Source organism: Fervidobacterium sp., assembly GCA_026419195.1.
Taxonomy (GTDB): domain Bacteria; phylum Thermotogota; class Thermotogae; order Thermotogales; family Fervidobacteriaceae; genus Fervidobacterium.
In genome coordinates, this window is sequence record JANZZV010000019.1 from 1 (window position 1) to 3,705 (window position 3,705).

General features: G+C 32.7%; 1 protein-coding gene and 1 CRISPR repeat array. The gene reads right to left on the reverse strand.

The genetic code is table 11. The annotated features are described in order from the left end of the window. Positions 1-485: hypothetical protein (locus N2Z58_09345; protein MCX7654862.1), on the reverse strand; the 485-nt coding region annotated here is incomplete at its 3' end. A gap of 1,131 nt (positions 486-1,616) precedes the next feature. Beyond that, positions 1,617-3,704: direct repeats of the CRISPR family, unit length 29 nt; unit sequence GTTTCAATCCCTCATAGTTACGCTACAAA. The last annotated feature ends 1 nt before the right edge of the window (position 3,705 follow it).

Consider the following 3,705-nt stretch of genomic DNA (forward strand, 5'->3'; position numbering starts at 1 on the left):
ATATACTTCATACGTAAATTATAAACAGGTGTGTTTATTTTTGTATAATCAAATTTATGAATAATAGCATCATACTCAGAGAAAATATTCTTCTTAACAGTTTTGTGAGATATAGCAAGATCAGAAAATAATTCAAAATTATTGCTTACTATATTTAAAGTTCTATATTTATTATCATTTTCATAGAAACTATCTTCAAAAAACTGATTTACTGGTTTATACGCAGTAGAATTTTTTATGTCGTTTATTAGATATTTTATTCTTACTGAATTATTTATCAATAAATTAATTTGAGTAATTAAATCGTTTAATTCTGAAGAATTTGTATTAATATTTATCAAATTTGTTGGTAAAAAGTAATATTGTATGGATAAATTATAGTGATAATTTTCGAATAAATTAGTTTGTTCAACGTACAATTTTAACAGTTTTTGTAATGTTGCATTTGATAAAAAACTAACGTAATTATATTTTTTTGTATACATAGGCGTGTTTTTAATTCGCTAATTATATATTTCATTATTATCATTTAAGCGGTTTAGATTACGAATGTATGTATAAAATGTATTAGATATATGTGGGTAATACATATTTGTAAAATATATTTTATTTTCATTAACAACATTTTTTAATTGGTAAGAGAAAATTATCTCAAAAAGATAAACTATATTTGATTTAGTAAACTCACTACTTGATACAATCTAATCAAGATAAATATTATAATATATAGGTAAAAATGTTAAAAGAAGTTTTGTGAATAACAAAATACTTTCCATTATTTCATTGAAATTCTAAAGAACAGTTAAATTTGATTTTAAAAGACGTTCTGTATCAATATCTTTGTAAAATCGCGATTTAAGATATAATGTGTTTCTTACAGTTATTTTGTTTTTTGAAGAAAAGATATATTTTCTCAAATTAATTTGTTTGTTATTTTTGAAAAAAGAAACTAAGTCATAAAAGTTAGAAATATCAAGATTGTAGATTTGAAAATTTTTATCTTTTTTAGTAACTTGTTCAGTAGTTTGTTCAAGTAATTTTAAATTTAAACGTGTAGAATATGTTGGTGAATTTGGGAACATTTCATCATCATTTACATTATCAAATTTTTTTGTAGTCTAAATATAGTCTAATCCACTCATCACTTGCAAATCTTTTGTTAACAAACTTAAGAATTTTAAAATTTTATTTATTAAAAACTAAGTTCCTTTATAATTTTGATATTTAATGATAAACTATACTAAGAATCTATTAAAATCTTGTTGAAATGTGGGTGATACTTTTATAATATCCTCTACAAAATATCTTTTTTGTAATTGTTCAAGATAATATGGTTGAATAAATTCATATTTATTAATATTTTTAAGCATGGTTGATATCATATATATTTGAGTTACAACATGTGAAAGAAGATTAATAATATAATTTTTTAGTAAATCTTGGTCGTTATAAAAATATTCATCATCAATTACATTTATTAAATCTATATAAAGTTTATCGGATATGATATACACAGACATAAAGTAATATTTCAAATAAAGGTCATAAAATGTTTTAGATAGTGAAAGTTCACCAAAAAGATTTTCTTCAAAAATATTTATTTTGTAGTCTAAAAAGTTTCAATCCCTCATAGTTACGCTACAAACTTTTTTTGTTTGTGGGCGAGGGAGAGGAAAGTGAAAGTTTCAATCCCTCATAGTTACGCTACAAACCAAGAACGATTAGTACCGCATGATGATGAGATGTTGGTTTCAATCCCTCATAGTTACGCTACAAACCATGCGGAAGCAGGGGGGCTTGTGTTGTTTTTTTGGGTTTCAATCCCTCATAGTTACGCTACAAACAGATAGAATTTTCAAATCTTTTTTTCTTCTCGTTGGTTTCAATCCCTCATAGTTACGCTACAAACTTGAGTATCGTGGTCAAATTTTACCAGCAATGTTGGAGTTTCAATCCCTCATAGTTACGCTACAAACGCGATACGGGAGAACATACGTAGATATGTTCTCCCTCCGGTTTCAATCCCTCATAGTTACGCTACAAACATCGTGTTTTGATCGACGGGTTCAGAATCGAGCTCGGGTTTCAATCCCTCATAGTTACGCTACAAACCGGTACGTGCGGTTCGACCGGGTCTTTACATAATCCAGTTTCAATCCCTCATAGTTACGCTACAAACGTCAAACGCGGGCATGTATGGGTATACGACCCCTCTGTTTCAATCCCTCATAGTTACGCTACAAACGGTTGAAGCGGGACTCATTCGGTTTTTTGAGTCCCGCGTTTCAATCCCTCATAGTTACGCTACAAACATGAGGTTTAAGTGCGTTGAATGCAAGTTGTTCGAAGTTTCAATCCCTCATAGTTACGCTACAAACGTTTGGGATCGAGCTTGGGAACGGGAATCCCCCCATCAGTTTCAATCCCTCATAGTTACGCTACAAACCCCGATGGGGGATCACGTTCCCCCTGATGATGCCCGTGTTTCAATCCCTCATAGTTACGCTACAAACGAGGAAGTGGTTGAAACTGAAGTAATACATGATGAGTTTCAATCCCTCATAGTTACGCTACAAACATATCCATGGGCTTTTACTTGACGCCCATGGATAAAGTTTCAATCCCTCATAGTTACGCTACAAACTGGGAGAACATGTGTGGACATGTTCTCCCTGAAAGAGGTTTCAATCCCTCATAGTTACGCTACAAACGCAAATAACACAGATGGAAGAATTTGCTGATTTTGTGTTTCAATCCCTCATAGTTACGCTACAAACTGATTCTTCGTTGGAGTGGTCTACAGGAACTTCTATGTTTCAATCCCTCATAGTTACGCTACAAACCGGGTATACCGGGTCGAAGTCGAGGGGGCGGGGCTCGGTTTCAATCCCTCATAGTTACGCTACAAACTGTCGGGGAGATTCATTCTCCCCGACGGGGAGTACTGTTTCAATCCCTCATAGTTACGCTACAAACGGATGGACACCGAAGTACATATCGATGGATTCTTCTTGTTTCAATCCCTCATAGTTACGCTACAAACTTGAACCCATCGATCAAAATATGATCGATGGGCATAGTTTCAATCCCTCATAGTTACGCTACAAACTGAACGGCGACGAAACAATTAAAAATAAAGCAAAATGTTTCAATCCCTCATAGTTACGCTACAAACTCGTGATAAACTTAACGTACTTCCTTCTTTTTTCGGTTTCAATCCCTCATAGTTACGCTACAAACTAGCCTTCCCACAACAAAAGATAATTTTCATTTATTGTTTCAATCCCTCATAGTTACGCTACAAACTGAGTGGAGTTTCGAATTTTGCTTGAGCCATATTGGTGTTTCAATCCCTCATAGTTACGCTACAAACAATAAACTGTTATTGTTGGTAAGTGCTGGATTAATGTGTTTCAATCCCTCATAGTTACGCTACAAACGGTACGGGAGAACATACATAGATATGTTCTCCCTACGGTTTCAATCCCTCATAGTTACGCTACAAACACGAGAAGAAAAAAAGATTCGAAAAGTTTATAAAGAGTTTCAATCCCTCATAGTTACGCTACAAACGATGGACACCGAAGTACATATCGATGGATTCTTCTTGTTTCAATCCCTCATAGTTACGCTACAAACAATTAGAAGCACATAAACTTACTCCTTCCATCATCGGTTTCAATCCCTCATAGTTACGCTACAAAC